The organism is Curtobacterium sp. NPDC089185 (genome assembly GCF_040685235.1).
Classification (GTDB): Bacteria; Actinomycetota; Actinomycetes; order Actinomycetales; family Microbacteriaceae; genus Curtobacterium; species Curtobacterium citri.
This window is the reverse complement of record NZ_JBFBHK010000004.1, coordinates 149,302-170,786: the sequence shown is the minus strand read 5'-3', so window position 1 is coordinate 170,786 and position 21,485 is coordinate 149,302. Positions and strand designations below refer to the sequence as shown.

Sequence of the window (21,485 nt, the reverse complement as noted above, 5' to 3'; positions counted from 1 at the left end):
CGTTGTCCCGACCAGCACCACGAGCGAAGGTCAGTGTCCGCGCGATCGCGGCACTGGCCTTCGCCGCTGTCGTCGTGGTGGCACTCGACCAGGGCGTCAAGGCGCTCGTGGTCGCGAACCTGCCCTACGGCCAGGTGGTGCCCGTCCTCGGTGACGCACTCCAGCTCCTGTACGTCCGCAACCCGGGGGCCGCGTTCTCGTTCGCGGTGAACATGACCTGGGTCTTCTCGATCGTCTCGACGGCGGTCGTCATCGCCATCGTCGTCTACGCCCGGCGCATCCGCTCGATGTGGTGGGCGATCGTGCTCGGCATGCTGCTCGGCGGCGCGCTCGGCAACCTGCTCGACCGGCTCTTCCGCGAGCCCGGGTTCGGCCGGGGCCACGTGGTCGACTTCATCTCGACGCCGTGGATGATGCCGGCGATCTACAACATCGCGGACTCGTTCATCTGCGTCAGCATGGTGGTCTTCGTGCTCCTCGTGGTCCTCGGGGTCAACCTCGACGGCACCCGGGCGCTCTCGGCGAAGCAGCAGCGCGCGGCCGACGCCGCGGCGGCACGCGCCGACGAGGACACGACCACCCCGTCGACGCGCGCCGATGTCGCCGGCGCGAGCCGTGCCGCCCGTCCGGAACCGGACCCGCGTGCGCCGCGCGACGGCCACGACGTCCTCGGGCACGACGCGACGTGAGCGAGCACCGTTCCCTCCCGGTGCCGGACGGGCTCGCGGGCGAGCGCGTCGACGCCGCCATCGCCAAGCTCCTCGGGTTCTCGCGGTCCTTCGCGGCCGACGTCGTCGCGGCCGGCGGGGTCCGGGTCGACGGCGTCGAGGTCGGCAAGTCCGACCGCCTTCACGCCGACTCGTGGCTCGAGGTCGAGTGGGCTCCGAAGGAACCGCCCCGCATCGTGCCGGCTGCGGTGCCGGGCATGACGATCGTGCACGACGACGACGACATCGTCGTGGTCGACAAGCCCGTCGGCGTCGCCGCGCACCCGTCGCCCGGGTGGGACGGGCCGACGGTGCCGGGCGGCCTGGCCGCCGCGGGCTTCACCATCGCCACCTCCGGCGCCGCCGAACGCGCGGGCATCGTGCACCGGCTCGACGTCGGGACCTCCGGTCTGATGGTCGTCGCCAAGACCGAGCTCGCCTACACGCACCTGAAGCGGGCGTTCAAGGAGCGCACCGTCGAGAAGGTGTACCACGCGCTCGCGCAGGGGCATCCCGACCCGACCTCGGGCACGATCGACGCGCCGATCGGCCGGCACCCGTCGAGCGACTGGAAGTTCGCGGTGACGGCCGACGGCAAGCCGAGCGTGACGCACTACGCCACGCTCGAGGCCTTCCGGGCGGCCACCCTGCTCGAGGTGCACCTGGAGACGGGGCGCACGCACCAGATCCGCGTGCACATGGCGGCGACGCGGCACCCCCTCGTCGGTGACACCACCTACGGGGCGGACCCGGTGCTCGCCGCCGAGCTCGGGCTCACGCGGCAGTGGCTCGACGCGGTCCGGCTCGGGTTCGAGCACCCGCGATCGGGCGAGTGGGTGGAGTTCCAGGCGGACTACCCGGACGACCTGCAGCAGGCGCTCGAGCGCATCCGCGCCGCGTCGGCGTAGGCGTCGCGACTCGTCGCGTCGCGTCGCGCCGCGCCGCGTGCCGGTCGCCGAGGTTCCGCAATTCCGGCATGTCGGCGCGCATCTGAGCAACCTGCCGAACCTGGACAGCCCGCACGCGGCGAGTCGTGGGACCGCCGCGGCCGGAGCGTCGCGTGTCCTGCTCCAGGTGGCGTACCGCGGGTGCACCGGGGACGGACGGGAGGCGCGTCGCGGCGCCGCCACGCGCCTCCCGTCCGTCACCGGGTCGCGTCCGTCGCCGTCCGTCGAGCGGGCAGCATCTGTCACGCTCGGCGGCACCAGCGACGAGTTCCGCCCGCCCGACGAGACGCCTGCGGCGTGTCCTGCCCGCTCGCGGGCGCGGCCGGCCGGCCGGCCCGGCGGACACGCCGGGGAGGTCGGTGCCGGCGGTTAGAGTTGTCCCGCCCCGCAGCAGTCCCCGTCGAAACCGGAGGTCCCGTGTCGGAATCCGACTCCTTCGTCCACCTGCACGTGCACAGCGAGTACTCGATGCTCGACGGTGCGGCGCGGTTGAGCGACCTCGTCGCCGAGACCGCCGCGCAGGGCATGCCCGCCGTCGCGGTCACCGACCACGGCAACATGTTCGGGGCGTTCGAGTTCTGGAAGGCCGCGAAGGCCGGCGGCGTGAAGCCGATCATCGGCACCGAGGCGTACATCACGCCCCGCACGCACCGCTCGGACAAGACGCGCGTGCGCTGGGGCGACGGCGGCGGCGACGACGTCTCGGGGTCCGGCGCGTACACGCACATGACGATGTTCGCCGAGAACACGACGGGCATGCACAACCTGTTCCGGCTCTCGAGCCGCGCGTCGATCGAGGGGTACTACTTCAAGCCCCGCATGGACATCGAGCTCCTCGACCAGTACCACGAGGGCATCATCGCGACGACGGGCTGCCCGTCCGGCGAGATCCAGACGCGCCTGCGCCTCGGGCAGTACGACGAGGCGCTCAAGGCGGCCGCCGACTACCGCGACATCTTCGGCAAGGACAACTACTTCGCCGAGATCATGGACCACGGCCTCGAGATCGAACGCCGTGTCATCGAGGACGTCGTGCGCATCTCGAAGGACCTCGGCATCCCGCTCGTCGGCACGAACGACCTGCACTACACGCACTCGCACGACGCGAAGTCGCACGCGGCGCTGCTCTGCGTGCAGTCCGGCTCGACGCTGAACGACCCGAACCGGTTCAAGTTCGACGCCGACGAGTTCTACCTCAAGACCCCACAGCAGATGCGGCACGTCTTCCGCGACCACCCCGAGGCGTGCGACAACACGTTGCTCATCGCGGAGCGGTGCGACGTCGAGTTCGACACCGCCGCCAACTACATGCCGAAGTTCCCCGTCCCCGCGGGCGAGACCGAGCACTCCTGGTTCGAGAAGGAGGTGGCGAAGGGGCTCGAGTACCGGTACCCGGGCGGCATCTCGAAGGAGGTCCAGGACCGCGCCGACTACGAGGTCGGGATCATCAACCAGATGGGCTTCCCGGGCTACTTCCTGGTGGTCGCGGACTTCATCAACTGGTCGAAGAACAACGGCATCCGGGTCGGTCCGGGCCGTGGTTCCGGCGCCGGCTCGATGGTGGCGTACGCGATGCGCATCACCGACCTCGACCCGATCCGGCACGGCCTCATCTTCGAGCGGTTCCTCAACCCGGACCGCGTCTCGATGCCCGACTTCGACGTCGACTTCGACGACCGGCGCCGCGGTGAGGCGATCAAGTACGTCACCGAGAAGTACGGGTCGGAGCGCGTCGCGCAGATCGTCACGTACGGGACCATCAAGGCCAAGCAGGCGCTGAAGGACTCGTCCCGCGTGCTCGGCTTCCCGTTCGGCATGGGCGAGAAGCTCACGAAGGCGATGCCGCCGCCCGTGATGGGCAAGGACATCCCGCTGACCGGGATCTTCGACAAGGACCACCCCCGGTACAAGGAGGCGGTCGACGTCCGGACGGTCGTCGAGACCGACCCCGAGGCGAAGACCGTCTTCGACACCGCCCTCGGACTCGAGGGCCTGAAGCGTCAGTGGGGCGTGCACGCCGCCGGCGTCATCATGTCGAGCGAGCCGCTCATCGACATCATCCCGGTGATGAAGCGTGAGCAGGACGGCCAGATCGTCACGCAGTTCGACTACCCGGCTGCGGAGTCGCTCGGCCTGATCAAGATGGACTTCCTGGGGCTCCGGAACCTCACGATCATCAGTGACGCCCTCGACAACATCAAGACGAACCGGGGGATCGACCTCGACCTCGAGACCATGGGGCTCGAGGACGAGGCGGCCTACCAGCTGCTGCAGCGCGGTGACACCCTCGGGGTGTTCCAGCTCGACGGCGGTCCGATGCGCGGGCTGCTCCGGCTCATGAAGCCGGACAACTTCGAGGACATCTCCGCGCTCATCGCCCTGTACCGCCCGGGGCCGATGGGTGCGAACTCGCACACGAACTACGCGCTCCGCAAGAACGGCGAGCAGCCGATCACCCCGATCCACCCGGAGCTCGAGGAACCGCTCCAGGACATCATCGGCACGACCTACGGCCTGATCATCTACCAGGAGCAGGTCATGGCCATCGCGCAGAAGGTCGCCGGGTTCTCCCTCGGCCAGGCGGACATCCTCCGTCGCGCGATGGGCAAGAAGAAGAAGTCCGAGCTGGACAAGCAGTACGCCGGCTTCGAGAAGGGCATGCAGGACAACGGCTACTCGGCCGCTGCCATCAAGACGCTGTGGGACATCCTGCTGCCGTTCTCCGACTACGCGTTCAACAAGGCGCACTCGGCGGCGTACGGCGTGGTGTCGTTCTGGACGGCGTACCTCAAGGCGCACTACCCGGCCGAGTACATGGCGGCACTGCTCACGAGCGTCGGCGACGCGCGCGACAAGCTCGCGCTGTACCTCAACGAGTGCCGCCGCATGGGGATCCGGGTCATGCCGCCGGACGTCAACGAGTCGATCGGCTTCTTCGCCGCCGTCGGCGACGACATCCGCTTCGGCATGGGTGCGATCCGCAACGTCGGCTTCAACGTCGTCGACGACATCGTGCAGGCGCGGACCGAGAAGGGCGCGTTCGAGTCGTTCCACGACTTCCTCCGGAAGATCCCGATCTCGTCCGCGAACAAGCGGACCGTCGAGTCGCTCATCAAGGCGGGCGCCTTCGACGAGTTCGGCGACTCGCGTCGCGCACTCGTGGAGATCCACGAGGGGGCGGTCGAGAGCGCGGTCAAGGTGAAGCGTGACGAAGCCCACGGCAACGTCGGCTTCGACTTCGACTCGCTGTTCGCCGAGGTCGCCGAGGAGCAGCCCGCGGCGGCCCCCGTGTCGCAGGTGCCGGAGCGTCCTGAGTGGGCCAAGCGCGACAAGCTCGCGTTCGAGCGCGACATGCTCGGGCTCTACGTGTCCGACCACCCGCTGGCGGGGCTCGAGATCGAGCTCGCGAAGCACCAGTCGATCACCATCGCGGACGTCATCGCGGCCGACGACGGCATCGAGGGCGAGACCGTCACCGTCGCCGGGCTGCTGACGAGCGTGCAGCACCGCGTCGCGAAGTCGAGCGGCAACCCGTACGGGATCGTCCAGATCGAGGACTTCGGCGGCGAGATCGGCGTCATGTTCCTCGGCAAGACGTACCAGGAGTTCGGTCCGTCGCTCGTCGCCGACTCGATCGTGGTGCTCCGCGGTCGCGTCAACGTGCGCGACGACGGCAAGGCCCTGCACGCCGTGAGCATGTTCCAGCCGAACGTCGGCGACGCGATGGGCTCCGGCCCGCTCACGCTGTCCGTGCCCGAGCGGCAGGCGACGACCGAGATCGTCACCGAGCTCGCGGCGGTGCTCGGCCGGCACACGGGGGAGACCGAGGTGCGGCTCCGGCTGCTGAAGGACTCCGTCGCGCGCACCTTCGAGCTGCCGTTCCCGGTGAACCTGACGCCGGACCTGTTCGGCGAGCTGAAGAGCCTGCTCGGCCCGCGCTGCCTGGTGTGACGCCGGACACGCGTGCTCCGGACCCCGCGGTCGTGCGGGCGTTCGGAGCCGTGGAACCGGTGGGACGGCTCGCCGGTGGTCGCGGCCGCACGTACCGGGCGGGCCACGTGGTGCTCCGTCCGCACGACGGCGCCGCCGAGACGGACTGGCGCGCCGACGTCCTCGCAGCGCTGCACCACCACGACGACTTCCGCACCCCGCGTCCGATCGCGACCGCGGACGGAGGGTGGCGGTCCGGCGACTGGGAGGCCTGGGAGTGGGTGCCCGGCCACGCGGACGAGCGCCGTGTCGAGGACGTCCTCCGCGCGGGAGCGGCGTTCCACCGGGCGGTTGCCCACCTCGATCGGCCTAGTTTCCTCGACCGCAAGGACGACGCGTGGAGCCGCGCCGACCGAGCGGCCTGGGGCGAGGCGGCGTTGCCACCGGGGCGCACGCTCGCCCGACTCGCCGCCGCGTTCCGCCCGGTGAGCGCACCGGAGCAGCTGGTGCACGGCGACCTACTCGGCAACGTCCTGTTCAGCGGTCCGGGCGCTGCCCCCGTCGTCATCGACTGGGCGCCCTACTGGCGAGCCCCCGGCTACGCCGCCGCCATCGCGGTGACGGACGCCGTCTGCTGGCACGGCCTGCCGGTCGACAGGGTCGACGCACTCGGTGTCGGGACCGCCGACTGGCGGCAACTGCTCGTGCGCGCCCTCGCGTTCCGCATCGCGACGCTCCACCTGCTCGGCGCGTGGGACGACGCTGCGATCCGGCGACACCGACCCGTCGTCGACGCACTCACCTGACGGCCGGGAGGCACGGGTCCGGTCCTCCTGTCGGCGTCTCGTCCGTCTGCGGGCCGGCCGCGGCACCCCGAGGGTCGGGCACCGTGGTCTCCCGTCCCGCGTCGGTAGGCTTGGCGGTCTGATGATGCAGCGAATCGACCTCCGCGGCGGACTGCCCGCCCGTGCCGACCTCCTCCGCCTCATGCCGCGCGCCGTCGGCGACGTCTCCCACGCCGTCGACGCGGCGCGCGAGCTCGTGGACGCGGTCCGACACCACGGGGCGTCGGCGCTGCGCGAGCAGGCCGAGCGGTTCGACGGGGGAGCGCCCGAGCACGTCCGCGTGCCCGCCGCCGAGATCGCCGCCGCCGTGGCCGGGCTCGCCCCGGCACTCCGCGAGGCCCTCGACGAGGCCATCCGCCGCGTCCGTGCGGCGAGTGCTGCACAGGTGCCCGCCGGCTCCGTCACCACGCTCGCGGACGGCGCCGAGGTGCACCAGCGCTGGCAGCCCATGCGCCGCGTCGGCCTGTACGTGCCCGGCGGCAAGGCCGTCTACCCGTCGAGCGTCGTCATGAACGTCGTGCCCGCGCAGGTCGCCGGGGTCGGCTCGATCGCCCTCGTGTCGCCGCCGCAGCGTGCGCACGGCGGGCGGGTGCACCCGACGATCCTCGCCGCGGCGGGGCTCCTCGGCATCGACGAGGTGTACGCGATGGGCGGTGCCGGCGCGGTCGGTGCCCTGGCGTACGGCGTCGCCGAGATCGGCCTCGAACCGGTCGACCTCGTGACCGGGCCGGGCAACAACTTCGTCGCCGCCGCGAAGCGCCTGGTGCGCGGCGTGGTCGGCATCGACTCCGAGGCCGGGGCGACGGAGATCCTCGTGATCGCCGACGACTCCGCGGACCCCGGCTACGTCGCCGCCGACCTCGTCAGCCAGGCGGAGCACGACGAGCAGGCCGGCAGCGTGCTGGTGACCACGTCGGCGACGTTCGCCGACGCGGTGGAGGCGGCGATCCCGGAACGGGTGGCGGCGCTCGGGACGGCAGCGCGCCTCCAGACCGCACTCGACGGTCCGCAGTCGGCCGTGGTGCTGGTGGACTCGCTCGCCGATGCTGCGACGGTGAGCAACGCCTACGGACCGGAGCACCTGGAGATCCAGACCGCGGACGACGACGCCGTGCTGGCCGACATCGACGCGGCGGGTGCCGTGTTCGTCGGGCCGAGCACGCCCGTGAGCCTCGGGGACTACCTCGCCGGGTCGAACCACGTGCTGCCGACCGGAGGCCAGGCGCGGTTCGGCTCGGGCCTGTCCGCGTCGACGTTCCTGCGGCCGCAGCAGGTCATCCGCTACACGGCAGCGGCGCTGGCCGAGGTCGCTCCGCACATCGTCGCGCTGTCGTCCGAGGAGCAGCTGCCCGGCCACGGTGCGGCCGTCACGGAGCGGACCGGCAGGGCCTGATCGTCCACCGGTCCGTCGTCGCGCCCCTGGTGCGGCCGCCGAGCCGATAGCCTGGGCAGCGACATGTTCTGCCCCTTCTGCCGCCACCCGGACTCCCGCGTCGTCGACTCCCGCACGAGCGACGACGGCACCTCGATCCGTCGACGCCGCCAGTGCCCGAACTGCGGACGCCGGTTCTCGACCACCGAGACCGCCTCGCTCAACGTCGTGAAGCGGAACGGCGTCACCGAGCCGTTCAGCCGCGACAAGATCGTCTCCGGAGTCCGCAAGGCGTGCCAGGGCCGCCCGGTGACCGACGGGGACCTGGCCGTGCTCGCGCAGCGCGTCGAGGAGACCGTCCGGGCGTCGGGGTCGAGCCAGATCGACGCGAACGACATCGGTCTCGCGATCCTCGCACCGCTCCGTGAACTCGACGAGGTCGCGTTCCTCCGCTTCGCGAGCGTGTACCAGGCGTTCGACACGCTCGAGGACTTCGAGGAGGCGATCGGGCAGCTCCGGCTCGACCACCACGCGACGACGCAGACCGGCAGCGGAGCGGGCAACAGCGCATGAGCGGTCTCGCCGAGCAGGCCGTGCGCAACGGCTACGCCGTGGTCTTCCGGTCGGTGTTCGCGAACATGGACCCGGAGCGGGCGCACCACATCGCGTTCGCGGTGATCCGGGCGCTGCCGGCGGTGCCGTTCCTGGCCGGGGTCGTCGAGCGGTACTCGCGGCCCTCCGCCGCCGACGGCGTCACGACGATGGGGATCCACTTCCCCTCGCGCTTCGGGCTGGCGGCCGGGTTCGACAAGGACGCGCGGGGGATCGCCGGGCTCGGGCTGCTCGGGTTCGGGCACGTCGAGGTCGGCACGATCACCGCGAAGCCGCAGCCGGGCAACGAGAAGCCGCGACTCTTCCGGCTCATCGCCGACCGGGCACTCGTCAACCGGATGGGCTTCAACAACCACGGTGCTGCGCGCGCGGCTCGACGGCTCGAGCGGGCGCGCCGCAACCCCGGACGTCCGGTCATCGGGGTCAACATCGGCAAGAGCCGCGTGGTGGCGGTCGAGGACGCCGTCGACGACTACCTCGAGTCGACGCGGCTGCTCGCCCCCTTCGCCGACTACCTCGCCGTCAACGTCAGCTCGCCGAACACCCCTGGGCTGCGCGGTCTGCAGGAGCTCGACCAGCTCCGACCGCTGCTCTCCGCCGTCCGCGACGCCGCCGGGAACACCCCGGTGCTCGTCAAGATCGCGCCGGACCTGACCGACGAGCAGATCGACGCCATCGCCGGACTCGCGGTCGACCTCGGTCTCGCGGGCGTCATCGCGAACAACACGACGATCGCCCGGACGGGCCTCGTCACGCCGGCCGCCGAGGTCGAGGCGATGGGGGCGGGTGGCCTCTCCGGGGCACCGGTCGCCGCCCGGTCGCTCGAGGTCCTGCGCCGGGTGCGCGCCGCGGTGCCGTCCGACTTCTGCGTGATCGCGGTCGGTGGCGTGACGAGCGAGCAGGACGTACAGGACCGCATCGACGCGGGGGCGACCCTCGTGCAGGGCTACACGGCGTTCCTCTACGAGGGTCCGACGTGGGCGACGCGCATCAACCGGCTGCGGCGCCGGCGTCTGCGGCGCGAGGAGCGCGCGGGGCGCTGACGTGCTGCGGCACTGCGGCACTGCGGCACTGCGGCGCTCCCGACCTCGGGCCGGCGAGGTTCCAGAATGCCGTGCTCTCGAAGGCAGACAGGGAGATCCTCGGGACCCCGGCGTGCGGCGAGCGGCGAGTCGTGGAACCTCGTTGCCGTGCGGACGGCGGGTCGAGCGGACAAGACCGCATTGCGCCGGGTCCACGCTCCGAGAACGACGGCGCGCACCGCGACCTCGCACGGGAACGACGGAGCGCCGCCCGGCTCAGCCGGACGGCGCTCGACGGGACCGCGCTAGAGGGTCGGGTACTGCCCGCGACGCACCTGCGGCTTCGGCAGGCGCAGGAAGCGCAGCTGCCACGCCCGCGTCAGGATGTAGAGGAACGTCCCGCGCTGCATCTCTCCGAAGCGTGCGGTGAGCTTCTTGCGGAGCGACAGCCAGAGGACGATGCAGTCGAGCACGAACAGCGCCACGAACGCCCACACGAGCAGGAGCGAGTACGACGCCAGCGCGGTCCGCGCGGCGGCGAACCCGACGACGAGGAACAGCACGAGGACGGGCATCATGACCTCGCCGACGTTCCAGCGGGCGTCGATCCAGTCGCGCACGAACCTCCGCTGCTCGCCGCGGTCCTTCGCGGGGAGGTAGCGCTCCTCGCCGTTCGCCATGCCGACGCGGGCCTTCTCGCGCTCGGAGTTGAGTCGCGCCCGCGCCGCCTTCTTGTCCTCCGGGCTGTTGCCGACGAGGGGACGACGGTTGGCGGCCTCGCGCTCGCGACGGGACGGCGTCGGGCGACCCTTGCCGGACCCGAGGAGTTCTTCCTCCGGCGGGTTGACGGTCGTGTTGGTCTTGGGGGCTGCCTTCGCCACGGTGCGTTCCTGACTGCGGTTGCGTGCTGGATCTCCTCTAGATTACGGGACATGACCGACACCGACCAGCACAGCTCCGCGACCGACCCCGCACTCCTCGACGCCCTGCGCGAACACGTGCACGGGGCCCTGCCGACCACCGTCGCGGACCTCTCCGCGCTGGTCCGGCTGCCGTCGGTGTCGTGGTCGGCGTTCGACCCGGCCAACGTCCGGGCGAGCGCCGAGGCCGTCGCGGACCTCGCCCGCTCCACCGGGGTCTTCGCCGACGACGCGGTCCGGATCGTCCGCTCCGCGGTCGAGGGGGAGACGCCGACCGGAGCCGACGGGACGGCCGACGAGCACGCCGGGGTCGAGCTCGGCCAGCCCGCCGTGCTCGCGGTCCGGCCGGCCCGCAACGGTCGGCCCACGGTGATGCTCTACGCGCACCACGACGTGCAGCCGCAGGGCGACGACGCCCTCTGGGAGACGCCGCCGTTCGAACCGACCCTGCGCGGCGACCGCCTGTACGGCCGGGGTGCCTCGGACGACAAGGCCGGCGTCATGACGCACGTCGCGTCGCTCCGCGCGCTGCACGCGCAGTTCGGCGACGACCTCGACCTCGGTGTCGTGCTCTTCGTGGAGGGCGAGGAGGAGTTCGGGTCGCGCTCGTTCCGCACCTTCCTCCGCGAGCAGAAGGAGCACCTGTCCGCCGACGTCATCGTCGTGGCGGACAGCGACAACTGGTCGGTCGACGTGCCCTCGATCACGGTGTCGCTCCGTGGCAACGTCACCTTCCGGCTGACCCTCACCACGCTCGAGCACGCGAGCCACAGCGGCATGTTCGGCGGCGCGGCCCCCGACGCGATGATCCCGATGGCGCGCCTGCTCGCCTCGCTCCACGACGACGACGGCTCGGTCGCGGTCGAGGGGCTCACGTCGTACGAGGCGGACGTCCCGGAGCGCAGCGACGCCGAGCTCGTCGCCGACGCCGCCCTCGTCGAGGGGGTCCGCCCCGTCGGGACCGGCCCGGTCCTGTCGCGCATGTGGTTCCAGCCGTCCATCACCGTCACCGGCATGGACGTCCCGAGCGTGGCGAACGCCTCGAACACGCTGCTGCCGACGGTCTCCGCTCGGGTGTCCGTCCGGATCGCGCCCGGCCAGGCGGCGACGGACGCGTACGCCGCGGTCGAGCGGCACCTGCGCGCCCACGTCCCCTTCGGCGCGCGGCTCGAGATCACCGAGGTCGACACCGGTGACGGCTTCCTCGTCGACACCGCGGGCTGGGCCGTGCAGGAGGCCCGCACCGCCATGCACGAGGGCTGGGGCAACGCCGCGGTCGAGCAGGGCATCGGCGGGTCGATCCCGTTCGTGTCCGACCTGGCGGCGGAGTTCCCGGAGGCGCAGATCCTGGTGACCGGCGTCGAGGACCCCGACACCCGCGCGCACAGCCCGAACGAGTCGCAGCACCTCGGCGTGCTGCACCGGGCCATCACGTCCGAGACGATCCTGCTGGCGCGGCTCGCGACGCGCGCCTGAGGCGCGACCTCCGGGTCCCATCCGGGGGAGACGAGACGGACTGGAGGCCCGTGGCGACGCCGCCACGGGCCTCCAGTCCGTCTCCCGGGACGACCTGTGGACGGATGCGCCGCCCTGTCGGCTCCCGTGCTTACAATCGACCCCAGGCGCGGTGACCGACACCGCCCGGAGGGAGACGCGCGGATGAGCGACACCATCATCGACAACGCACCGGCGACGGACGCACGCGCACACGGCGTCGGGCTCAGCGACGCGGCGGCGGCGAAGGTGGCGAGCCTGCTCGAGCAGGAGGGCCGCGACGACCTCCGTCTGCGCCTGGCCGTCCAGCCCGGTGGCTGCTCGGGCCTGATCTACCAGCTCTACTTCGACGAGCGCCTGCTCGACGGTGACGCCACGGTCGAGTTCGGCAGCGGGGTCGAGGTCGTCGTCGACAAGATGAGCGTCCCGTACCTCGACGGTGCGACGGTCGACTTCGAGGACACGATCCAGAAGCAGGGCTTCACCATCGACAACCCCAACGCGCAGGGCAGCTGCGCCTGCGGCGACAGCTTCCACTGAGGCTCCGGCGGACCACTGTCCGCCGACCGAACCGACACGCGAGCGGGGAGCGACCGATCTGGTCGCTCCCCGCTCGTCGTCCGCGGAGGCGTGCACGTGCGGCAGGACCGGGGGAAAACCGCCCGGGTAGCTGTCGTTCCGGGGCTCGGAGCGTGTCGGGCGTGCGCGAGCTGTCGCCGGCTGCGAGTAAGCTAGGAGTGTTCCAACCAAGCTGGGAGCGAGCAATGCGTGGCCTCCGTGCTGACAGCACCTCCACCACCGGCTCCCGTGCCATGTACTCCGAGAGGTAACAGTGCGTTCGAATCGCCGTATACGTTGGGCGGCCGTCCCGGTGGCCGTCGGTCTGGTCATCGCACTGGCCGGCTGCACGCAGCAGCAGATGAACGGGTGGCTCCCGGGCACCGAGGAGACCAAGGACGTCACGAACCACACGAGTCGCGTCGTCGGCCTGTGGACGACGAGCTGGATCGTGCTCCTCGCCGTCGGCCTCATCGTGTGGGGCCTGATCATCTGGGCCGCGATCGTCTACCGCCGTCGCAAGGGCCAGACCGGCCTGCCGGTGCAGATGCGCTACAACATGCCGCTCGAGATCTTCTACACGATCGTGCCGCTCATCCTGGTGCTCGGCTTCTTCGCCTTCACCGCGAAGGACCAGTCGGCGATCGAGAAGCCGTTCGACGACCCCGACGCGACGATCCACGTGTACGGCAAGCGCTGGGCGTGGGACTTCAACTACATCGACAAGGACAACCCGCAGGACAGCGTCTACTACCAGGGCATCCAGGCCCAGGAAGAGGAGAACGGGTCCGGCGCGATCGACGAGTCGCAGCTGCCGACGCTCTACCTGCCGGTCGGCAAGAAGGTCGAGATCGAGCTCTCCTCGCGCGACGTCGACCACTCCTTCTGGGTCATCGACTTCCTCTACAAGAAGGACATGCTCCCGGGCAAGACCAACTACGAGTACTTCATCCCGCAGAAGGAGGGCACGTACCAGGGCAAGTGTGCCGAGCTCTGCGGTGAGTACCACTCCCTGATGCTCTTCCAGGTCAAGGTCGTGTCCGACTCCGAGTACCAGCAGTACCTCGACACCCTGCGCGAGCAGGGCAAGGTCGGTCTGCTCGGCAACGAGTACGACACCAACACGAACGAACCGAACAACCAGGCGCCGGTCGAGGCGTCGAGCGAGAACAAGTAGGGGCTCGTCAGATGACAACGTCACTCGTCGGCCAGCCGACCAGGCCCTCGACGCCGGACTTCCAGGCGTCGAAGGTCGGGCGGAAGGGCAACATCATCGTCCGGTGGATCACCTCCACCGACCACAAGACCATCGGGTACATGTACCTGATCGCCTCGTTCGTCTTCTTCCTGCTCGCCGGCATCATGGCGCTGGTCATCCGTGCCCAGCTCTTCGAGCCCGGCCTGCAGGTGGTCGCGACGAAGGAGCAGTACAACCAGCTCTTCACGATGCACGGCACGATCATGCTGCTGATGTTCGCGACGCCGCTCTTCTCGGGCTTCGCGAACGCGATCATGCCGCTCCAGATCGGTGCGCCGGACGTCGCCTTCCCGCGTCTGAACGGGTTCGCCTTCTGGCTCTACCTCTTCGGCTCGCTCATCGCCGTCGGCGGCTTCCTCACCCCGCAGGGTGCGGCGTCGTTCGGCTGGTTCGCCTACGCGCCACTGAGTGACACGACGTTCACGCCGGGTCTCGGTGGGACGCTCTGGGTGTTCGGCCTCGGCATGACCGGCTTCTCGACGATCCTCGGCGCGGTGAACTTCATCACGACGATCATCACGATGCGTGCCCCGGGCATGACCATGTTCCGCATGTCGATCTTCACGTGGAACACGCTCGTGACGTCGCTGCTCGTCCTGATGGCCTTCCCGGTCCTCGCCGCCGCGCTGTTCGGCCTCGGCCTCGACCGCGTGTTCGACGCCCAGATCTACAACCCGGCCAACGGCGGTGCCCTGCTCTGGCAGCACCTGTTCTGGTTCTTCGGTCACCCCGAGGTGTACATCATCGCGCTGCCGTTCTTCGGCATCGTGTCCGAGGTCTTCCCGGTGTTCAGCCGCAAGCCGATCTTCGGCTACAAGACGCTCGTCTACGCGACCATCTCCATCGCGGCCCTGTCGGTCACGGTGTGGGCGCACCACATGTACGTCACCGGTGGCGTCCTGCTCCCGTGGTTCTCGCTCATGACGATGCTCATCGCGGTCCCGACCGGCGTGAAGATCTTCAACTGGGTCGGCACGATGTGGCGTGGCTCGGTCACGTTCGAGACCCCGCTGCTCTGGGCCGTCGGCTTCCTCATCACGTTCACCTTCGGTGGCCTCACCGGCGTGATCCTGGCGTCGCCGCCGCTCGACTTCCACGTGTCCGACTCGTACTTCGTCGTCGCGCACTTCCACTACGTGGTCTTCGGCACCGTCGTGTTCGCCATGTTCTCCGGCTTCTACTTCTGGTGGCCGAAGTGGACGGGCCGCATGCTCAACGAGCGCCTCGGCAAGATCCACTTCTGGCTCCTGTTCATCGGCTTCCACACGACGTTCCTCATCCAGCACTGGCTGGGCGTCATCGGCATGCCGCGTCGCTACGCGACGTACCTGCCGAACGACGGCTTCACGTGGATGAACCAGCTGTCGACGATCGGCTCGATGATCCTCGCGATCTCGTTCCTGCCGTTTATCTTCAACGTCTACGTGACCGCGCGGAACGCGCCGAAGGTCGCCGTGAACGACCCGTGGGGCTACGGCCGCTCGCTCGAGTGGGCGACGAGCTGCCCGCCGCCGCGCCACAACTTCACGTCGATCCCGCGGATCCGTTCCGAGTCCCCGGCGTTCGACCTGAACCACCCCGAGGCCGGTGTGCCGATCGGTGTGGGTCCGGCGAAGGACGCCCCGGACGCCCCGACCTACGACGCCGCGAAGGGCGAGGTGAAGTAACGCCATGCGCGCCAACACCAACCTGTTCTGGATCCTGTTCGTCTTCTTCATCCTCGCGGACGCGGCGTACACGATCTGGGCGCTCATCTACTACGGGCAGCCCGAGTACGTCGGGACCGTGGCGATCGGCCTCACCGGGATCATGTCGGCGTTCATCGCCTTCTACCTCGGCAAGGTCATGTCCTCGCAGGGCGGCGTGCTGCCCGAGGACCGTCCGGACGCCAACATCGAGGACGGCGACGCCGAGCTCGGGCACTTCAGCCCGTGGTCGTGGTGGCCGATCCTGCTCGCGGGCTCGACGGCCGTGTGCTTCCTCGGTCTCGCGGCGGGTCTCTGGATCGTCCCGATCGGGCTGGCGCTCGTGACCGTGACGCTCGTGGGCTGGGTCTACGAGTACTACCGCGGCAACTTCGGGCACTGATCCCGATCCCCACCTGACACCTCGGGCGGCACCACATCCGGTGCCGCCCGACGTGTGTCCTGGACCCGTACCCCGCCACGGACCGAGCTCTCGGCGCCGAGCGGGTACGCCGGACCTCGCAGGGAATCAACCGGCCCGCCCGCGGCTTGACCCGTGCGGACCTCGTAACGACAGCGAAAGGACTCACCTCCGGTGACCGACAAGCGCACCCTCATCATCTTCGGCGCGACGGGCGACCTGGCCTCCCGCCTCCTGCTCCCGGGCCTCGGCACGTTCCTGCAGAGCGGTCGAGCGGTCCCCGTCCAGCTGATCGGTACGGGCCGCAGCGCCCGCAGCGAGGAGCAGTGGAAGGACGTCGTGACGAAGTCCTTCGCGTCGCAGGACGTCAAGGGCCCGGAGGTCGACGCGACCATCGAGTCGACGCAGTTCATCCAGGGCGACCCGACCGACCCCGCGCACCTGAAGGCGCTGCTCGACGCCGCCGAGGCCGAGCCGATCCTCTACTTCGCGCTCCCGCCGCAGATCGCCTCCGACATCTGCGAGGCACTGCAGGACGTCGAGCTGCCCGAGGGCACGACCCTGGCGTTCGAGAAGCCGTTCGGCACCGACGTCGCGAGCGCCCAGGCCCTCAACAAGACCGTCCTCGAGCTCGTCCCCGAGGAGCGCGTGCACCGCACCGACCACTTCCTCGGTCGCACCACGGTCCTCAACATCATCGGGCTGCGCTTCGCGAACCGCCTGTTCGAGCCGATCTGGAACGCCGACAACATCGAGAAGGTCGACATCTTCTACGACGAGACCCTCGGTCTCGAGAACCGCGCCCAGTACTACGACGAGGCCGGCGCGATGGTGGACATGATCCAGTCGCACCTGCTGCAGATCCTCGGCATCGTCACGATGGACGCCCCGGCGGACATCGACGCGGTCGAGTTCCGCTCCTCGCTCGCCCGGGTGCTCCGGTCCACCGAGCTCAAGGGCGGCGACCCGAAGATCGCCTCGCGCCGTGCGGTCTACACGGCCGGCACCATCGACGGCAAGGAGCTGCCGTCGTACCAGGACGAGGACGGCGTCGACAAGTCGCGCGAGACCGAGACGCTCGCCGAGATCTCCGTCGAGGTCGACACCGCGCGCTGGAAGGGCGTCCCCTTCACGCTCCGCTCCGGCAAGGCGCTCGGCGCCAGCCGCAAGGAGGTGCTCATCACCTTCAAGCCCGTGACGCGCCTGCCCTCCGGCCTGTCCGGTCGCCCGAAGGCGGACACCCTCCGGATCGTCCTCAACCCGGACGAGATCGAGCTGTCGGTCTCCGCGAACGGCGGCGGCAACCCCTTCGAGATGGGCCAGGTCACCCTGTCGTCGACGTTCGACGACGGTGAACTCACCCCGTACGGCGAGGTCCTGAACGGCATCTTCCACGACGACCCGCTGCTGTCGATCCGCGGCGACGTCGCTGAGCGCTGCTGGGAGATCGTCGAGCCGGTCGTGAACGCCTGGAAGTCGGGCGAGGTCCCGCTCGAGGAGTACCGCGCGGGCTCGCGCGGCCCGGCGGACTGGGAGTCGTCGTCCTGACGGACGTCCCCACCTGACGGACGGGAGGCGCGGTGCCGGCTGGCACCGCGCCTCCCGTCCGCCTGCGGGCCCCGTCAGGTCGCGGAGCCGGCGCGCGTCCCCCTGCCGGTCGAGGACCGGGTCCCGCCGTCGTGCACGGCCAGTCGCGTCCGGTGCCCGGACGCCGTACCGCGAGCCCGGGCGATGGCGTCCGCCGCGGACACGAGGGTCAGGTGCGACAGCACCTGCGGCGTGTTGCCGATGTGGTGCCCGGTGGCGACGTCGATCTCCTCGGACAGCATGCCGACGTCGTTGGCGTAGCCGACGAGCACGTCCATCACCCGCTCGGCGTCGTCGACACGTCCCGACGCCGCGTACTGCTCGACCAACCAGAACGAGCACGCCAGGAACGGGTGCTCGCTGCCGGACAGCCCGTCGAAGCCCGACGTCGTCCGGTAGCGCAGCACGAGGCCGTGCTCCCCGACGCGCAGGTCCTGCTCGATGGCGGCGACGGTGCCGGTCATGCGCGGGTCGTCGGCGCGCACGTAGCCGATCTGCGGCAGCACGAGCAGGCTCGCGTCCACCTCGTCGGTGTCGTAGTGCTGGCGGTAGCTGCCCCGTTCGGCGTTCCAGCCGTGCTCCTCGATCTCGGCACGCACCTGGTCGCGGAGGGTCCGCCAGCGGTCCACCGGCCCCTCGAGGCCGAACTCCTCGACGGCTGCGACGCCGCGGTCCAGCGCCGCCCAGATCATCGCCCGTGAGTGCGTGAAGTGCCGTCGCGGGCCGCGCATCTCCCAGATCCCGTTGTCGGGCTGCTGCCAGTGCTCCTCGACGTAGCCGAGCAGCGCACGTTGCAGCGCCCACGAGTCCGCGTTCTCCTCGACGCCGAGCTCGCGGGCGTCGTGCAGGGCGGCCAGGACCTCGCCGAACACGTCCCCCTGGTACTGGGTCGACGCACCGTTGCCGACGCGCACGGGCCGCGACCCGAGGTACCCGGGCAGCTCGTCGATCGAGCGTTCCGGGAGCTCCCGTTCGCCGGCGATGCCGTACATGATCTGCACGTCGGCGGGATCGCCGGCGATCGCGCGGAGCAGCCAGCCGCGCCAGTGGGTCGCCTCGTCGCGGTAGCCGTGCGCGATCAGCGAGGCCAGGGCGAGGGAGGCGTCGCGGAGCCAGACGTAGCGGTAGTCCCAGTTGCGCTCCCCGCCGGGGTCCTCCGGGAGGCTCGTGGTCGCGGCCGCCACGACGCCGCCGGTCTCGCCGTGGGTCATCGCACGCAGGATCAGCAGGGAGCGTCGGCTCGCCTCTGCGTACGGGCCCTCGGTGTGCGCGGTCGCCATCCAGTCGCGCCACCACCGCTCGGTGTGCTCGAGCGCCGCGTCGACGTCGAGCGGCTCCGGCGGCTCCTGGTGCGACGGGTACCAGGTGAGCACCGTGTCGACGACGTCGCCGTCGTGCACGGTCACGGTGCTCGTGTGGCGGTGGTCGTCGGCGCGGAAGCGGACCCCGCGCACGATCACGGAGCCCGGTCCTGCGGTCGCCAGCAGGGCCGGGTCGTCGTCGCCGCCGATCTGGCGGACCCAGGGGAGCGCGCGGGCGTAGTCGAAGCGGATGCGCAGCGTCTGCTCGATCTCGACCGTGCCCTGCAGACCACGGACGCGACGGATGATCGCGGCACGGTGTGCACCGACGGGCATGAGGTCGGTGACCTCGACGGTGCCGGTCGGCGTCGTCCACACGGTGGCGAGCACGAGGGTGTCCGGGTGGTGGTGTCGGGTGCTCGTGGCGGCCGGGTCGGTGGGACGGAGCGACCAGTGTCCGTGGTCCTCGGTGCCGAGCAGCGAGGCGAACGTGGACGGGCTGTCGAACCGGGGCAGGCACGCCCAGTCGATCGTGCCGTCCCGTCCGACCAGGGCGGCGGTGTCGGTGTCGCCGATGAGGGCGTGGTCCTCGATGCGGTTCGGCGGGGTTCCGGTGCTCATGCGCCGATCCAACCACCGGGTCGCCGGGCGACGGTCGGCGCTGAAGGTCTGCTCAGCGGTCGTCGGGGGTCGCCTCCGAGCGGTCGCCCGGCAGGGCGGAGGAGGAGTCGGCCCCGGTCAGAGCGGGGTCGCGGGGTCGGCGTCGGCGAGACCGACCCGGGCGAGCTCCGACCACAGGCCCGCACCGTCCGGGGCGTAGACCCAGGGGGCCGACGTGTCGCGGGTCCGTTCCTGTGCGCGCGAGCGACCACCGGCCAGGACCGCCTCGCTCGTGGACAGCTGGCGGATCGCGACGCCGGCGACGTTCTCGGGGTGCTCCTGCGCGAACGCACCGTAGAGGGCCTCGTCGTGCTGTCCGTCGTCGCCGACGAGCAGCCACTGGACGTCGGGGAAGTCCTCGGCGAGGCGCCGCAGGTTCTCCTGCTTGTGGAGCTGCCCGCTCCGGAAGAAGCGGTCGTGGGTGGGACCCCAGTCGGTGAGCAGCAGGGTGCCGGACGGGTACATGTTGCGGGTCAGGAACCGCTGCAGGGTCGGCGCCACGTTCCAGGCGCCGGTCGACAGGTACACGGTCGGCGCACCGGGGTGCTGCGCGAGGACGCGCTCGTAGAGCACCGACATCCCCGGCACCGGACGCCGTGCGTGCTCGGTGAGCACGAAGGAGTTCCAGGCGGCCAGCATCGGACGGGGGAGCGAGGTCACCATGACGGTGTCGTCGATGTCGGAGAGCAGTCCGAAGCGCGTCGACGGGTCCACGATGAACACGTCGGCCTCCACGTCCCGCATCCCACCGGCCGAAAGGCGCACGGTCTGCCACCCCGGTTCGAGGTCGATCGGGATCTTCACGTCGACCACGCCGCCGCGGTCGGACTGCACCACGTGGGTCGTGCCGCCGGCGGTCACGGTCACCTCGGCGTCGTCGACCGCGACGCTCGTGAAGCTCCGCCAGCCGCGGACGCCGGCGAAGGAGACGTCCGACGCCAGGCCGCGGCGGGTGAGCAGGACGCGGCAGAGGACGCGGATCCAGCCCGGAGCGCCGTACCCGGTGTACGGCACGACCGTCGGGACGAGCCCGTGCCGACGTGCGCGGTGCTCCCGGAACTCCTGCACGGCGTCCTCGATGCGGGCGGCTCGGTGGAGGATCGGTGCGGCCAGCGACGGCTCGTGGGGCGTCGGGGCGGGCATGGCCCCATCCTTCCACGAGGCGGCTCGGGAGGGCGGATCCCGGTGCGCTCGGCCTGTGAGTCGCAGCCACGACCCAGCCGGTCTCTGCGAGAGTTGCCTCCGTCACTTCCCACATGACCGCGCTCCGGACGGAGTGCAAGAGGAGAACACGTGCTCGTCACCGAGGTATCGAACGCACTGCCGGGGGGATCATCACTGCTCAGGAACGAGCCGGTCCAAGCCCGCAGTTCGGCGCGCCTCGCGGGACTCCTGGACGCCGCCGCCGCGGTGATCGACGAGATCGGGTTCGAGCGACTGACCACGGCCATGGTGGCCGAGCGCGCGGGGGCGTCGATCGGCACGGTCTACCGGTACTTCCCGGACCGCATCGCCGTCGTCGAGGCGCTCGCCATCAGGAGCACCCAGCGGCTCGCCGAGCGCTTCCTGTCGGCACTCGACGAGAGCGAGGCGGGCTCCTGGCAGGAGGCCTGCGACGCGCTCATCGACGCGACCGTCGAGATGTACCGGACGGAGCCCGGCTTCCGGGCCATCCGGTTCGGGGACGCTGCCGACACCGGTTCCCGTGACGCCGAGGACCGCATGGCCGCGCTGGGGGCGGCCGTGTCACAGGTCCTGCACGACCGCTTCGGCTTCCCGGCCGGGGAGCGGGTGGCGCGCACCTGGGTCGTGCTCGCCGAGTCCGCGCACGCCGTCATCGCGCGTGCGATGCGCGACCGGTCCGCACCCGACACCGCGCTCATCGAGGAGTACCGCACGATGAGCCGCGCACACCTCGAAGCGGTGGTCGCCGCCTCCTGACGCCCGCGGGGACGGACCGAACCGTCGCCGGGACACCACGACGCCCGCGCTCCGCTCCCGGAGCGCGGGCGTCGTGCGCTGTGCGGCGTCCCTCGGAGCACTCGCTGGGCGCGTTCACGGCTTGTCCGTTGTCCGCGTTCCGTCATGGTGGGTCGCAACGGAACCGTCGGCGGACCACACGGGTACGCTCATCCGGAGTCGGGCTACCTCCGAACAGAAGGGCAC

17 protein-coding genes are annotated in these 21,485 nt (G+C 70.7%); 14 read left to right on the top strand and 3 right to left on the bottom strand.

Annotated elements, in window-relative coordinates; all coding sequences use genetic code 11:
* The first annotated feature begins 2 nt into the window (after positions 1-2).
* From lspA to AB0N84_RS05900, 7 genes are all read left to right on the top strand, one after another.
* Positions 3-689, top strand: coding sequence for a signal peptidase II (gene lspA, locus AB0N84_RS05930; RefSeq protein WP_363544341.1), 687 nt, complete (start codon positions 3-5; stop codon positions 687-689).
* Entirely contained in the window at positions 686-1,615 is a 930-nt protein-coding gene (locus tag AB0N84_RS05925; RefSeq protein WP_069711155.1) for an RluA family pseudouridine synthase, read from the top strand. Before lspA ends, AB0N84_RS05925 begins: the two co-directional genes overlap by 4 nt.
* A 456-nt stretch (positions 1,616-2,071) precedes the next feature.
* The gene (gene dnaE, locus AB0N84_RS05920) at positions 2,072-5,605 is read left to right on the top strand and encodes a DNA polymerase III subunit alpha (RefSeq protein WP_182046516.1); all 3,534 of its coding nucleotides are present in this window, start codon (positions 2,072-2,074) and stop codon (positions 5,603-5,605) included.
* A 32-nt stretch (positions 5,606-5,637) separates the two neighbouring features.
* Positions 5,638-6,390, top strand: a complete 753-nt coding sequence (locus AB0N84_RS05915; protein ID WP_363544338.1) for an aminoglycoside phosphotransferase family protein — start codon at positions 5,638-5,640, stop codon at positions 6,388-6,390.
* Positions 6,391-6,511: 121 nt separating this feature from the next.
* Positions 6,512-7,822 (top strand): histidinol dehydrogenase, encoded by a 1,311-nt coding sequence (hisD, locus tag AB0N84_RS05910; RefSeq protein WP_182046518.1) that lies wholly within the window; start codon positions 6,512-6,514, stop codon positions 7,820-7,822.
* Positions 7,823-7,885: 63 nt separating this feature from the next.
* Positions 7,886-8,374: a transcriptional regulator NrdR gene (gene nrdR / locus AB0N84_RS05905; protein ID WP_363544336.1), complete on the top strand. Its 489-nt coding sequence runs from the start codon at positions 7,886-7,888 to the stop codon at positions 8,372-8,374.
* Positions 8,371-9,456, top strand: coding sequence for a quinone-dependent dihydroorotate dehydrogenase (locus AB0N84_RS05900; protein WP_182046520.1), 1,086 nt, complete (start codon positions 8,371-8,373; stop codon positions 9,454-9,456). Before nrdR ends, AB0N84_RS05900 begins: the two co-directional genes overlap by 4 nt.
* Before the next feature lie 284 nt (positions 9,457-9,740).
* Here the strand turns inward: AB0N84_RS05900 and AB0N84_RS05895 are convergent, their stop codons facing one another.
* Positions 9,741-10,316 (bottom strand): DUF3043 domain-containing protein, encoded by a 576-nt coding sequence (locus tag AB0N84_RS05895; protein ID WP_069711151.1) that lies wholly within the window; start codon positions 10,314-10,316, stop codon positions 9,741-9,743.
* 51 nt (positions 10,317-10,367) lie between these two features.
* Here AB0N84_RS05895 and AB0N84_RS05890 point away from each other — a divergent pair, with 51 nt between their 5' ends.
* From AB0N84_RS05890 to AB0N84_RS05865, 6 genes are all read left to right on the top strand, one after another.
* Entirely contained in the window at positions 10,368-11,831 is a 1,464-nt protein-coding gene (locus tag AB0N84_RS05890) for a dipeptidase (RefSeq protein WP_289458653.1), read from the top strand.
* Between the two features lie 183 nt (positions 11,832-12,014).
* Positions 12,015-12,389, top strand: a complete 375-nt coding sequence (locus AB0N84_RS05885) for an iron-sulfur cluster assembly accessory protein (RefSeq protein ID WP_069711149.1) — start codon at positions 12,015-12,017, stop codon at positions 12,387-12,389.
* Between the two features lie 292 nt (positions 12,390-12,681).
* On the top strand, positions 12,682-13,584 hold the full coding sequence (coxB, locus tag AB0N84_RS05880; RefSeq protein WP_182046522.1) for a cytochrome c oxidase subunit II: 903 nt from the start codon (positions 12,682-12,684) through the stop codon (positions 13,582-13,584).
* 11 nt (positions 13,585-13,595) lie between these two features.
* The gene (ctaD, locus tag AB0N84_RS05875) at positions 13,596-15,332 is read left to right on the top strand and encodes a cytochrome c oxidase subunit I (RefSeq protein ID WP_069711147.1); all 1,737 of its coding nucleotides are present in this window, start codon (positions 13,596-13,598) and stop codon (positions 15,330-15,332) included.
* Positions 15,333-15,336: 4 nt separating this feature from the next.
* On the top strand, positions 15,337-15,753 hold the full coding sequence (locus AB0N84_RS05870; RefSeq protein WP_363544332.1) for a cytochrome c oxidase subunit 4: 417 nt from the start codon (positions 15,337-15,339) through the stop codon (positions 15,751-15,753).
* A gap of 192 nt (positions 15,754-15,945) precedes the next feature.
* Positions 15,946-17,319: a glucose-6-phosphate dehydrogenase gene (locus AB0N84_RS05865; protein ID WP_289458652.1), complete on the top strand. Its 1,374-nt coding sequence runs from the start codon at positions 15,946-15,948 to the stop codon at positions 17,317-17,319.
* A gap of 74 nt (positions 17,320-17,393) precedes the next feature.
* On the opposite strand, the gene AB0N84_RS05860 is transcribed toward AB0N84_RS05865, so the two are convergent.
* Positions 17,394-19,280 (bottom strand): glycoside hydrolase family 15 protein, encoded by a 1,887-nt coding sequence (locus AB0N84_RS05860; protein WP_363544330.1) that lies wholly within the window; start codon positions 19,278-19,280, stop codon positions 17,394-17,396.
* Positions 19,281-19,397: 117 nt separating this feature from the next.
* Positions 19,398-20,462 (bottom strand): phosphatase domain-containing protein, encoded by a 1,065-nt coding sequence (locus tag AB0N84_RS05855; protein ID WP_289458650.1) that lies wholly within the window; start codon positions 20,460-20,462, stop codon positions 19,398-19,400.
* 150 nt (positions 20,463-20,612) lie between these two features.
* Between AB0N84_RS05855 and AB0N84_RS05850 the strand changes: the two genes are divergently transcribed.
* On the top strand, positions 20,613-21,260 hold the full coding sequence (locus AB0N84_RS05850) for a TetR/AcrR family transcriptional regulator (RefSeq protein WP_363544327.1): 648 nt from the start codon (positions 20,613-20,615) through the stop codon (positions 21,258-21,260).
* Positions 21,261-21,485: the final 225 nt, after the last annotated feature.